Consider the following 725-nt stretch of genomic DNA (forward strand, 5'->3'; position numbering starts at 1 on the left):
ACATCGTTGCTTGGGCAAATCAACAAGCGGAGGCATTGCGTACCGGGCACTTCGCGCAGCTTGATCTGGAACATCTCGCCGAGGAAATTGAGGACGTGGGCAAAAGTGAGCAACGCGAGTTAATGAGCCGCATGGCCATCTTGATCGGGCATGTGCTGAAATGGTGTTATCAGCCTGAACGACGCGGTGCCAGTTGGGAATCCATCATCCGCACCCAGCGCGAGGCGATTGCGCGGCGCTTGCTGCGCACTCCCAGTCTGCAACGCACACTATCCGATCCAGATTGGTTTGCGGATGCTTGGAGCGACGGGCGTGATTTAGCCGTGCGCGAGACGGGTCTGTCCGATCTGCCGCAAAACTGCCCTTGGTCAACTGAAACCATACTCACATCCGATTGGCTGCCTGACGATGAGCAGGTGCGCACTCATGGCTAAATCTGAGCACAACAACTCAGCTTGTAACAATAAACAGAAAAACAAAGAACAGACGCTTCCTACAGCACAAAAGATCGCAAAATCAGCAACTTCCTCTTCCAGTTTAGTTGTGAGCTTGGAACCGCTTGCTCCGCTGATTATTCGTTCGGGACGACCTTTCGATGCTTTTGTTGGCGTTGATGAAATGCACTTCCCGCCACCATCCACCATTGCCGGATGTTTGCGCACTGCTTGGGCGCGAGCGACTGGTCATCCCTTTGATGCCAGCCTATTTGATCTGGAAATCAGTGG

General features: G+C 53.5%; 2 protein-coding genes. Both read left to right on the forward strand.

The annotated features are described in order from the left end of the window. The first annotated feature begins 2 nt into the window (after positions 1-2). Complete coding sequence (locus CKO12_RS14420) at positions 3-434, forward strand: DUF29 domain-containing protein (protein WP_338032771.1); 432 nt, start codon at positions 3-5, stop codon at positions 432-434. Continuing rightward, positions 427-725, forward strand: a 299-nt coding sequence (locus CKO12_RS14425) for a type III-B CRISPR module-associated Cmr3 family protein (RefSeq protein WP_242466369.1), incomplete at its 3' end; no start/stop codon positions are given. The genes CKO12_RS14420 and CKO12_RS14425, both read left to right, overlap by 8 nt.

This window comes from Chromatium okenii (assembly GCF_016583745.1).
GTDB lineage: Bacteria > Pseudomonadota > Gammaproteobacteria > Chromatiales > Chromatiaceae > Chromatium > Chromatium okenii.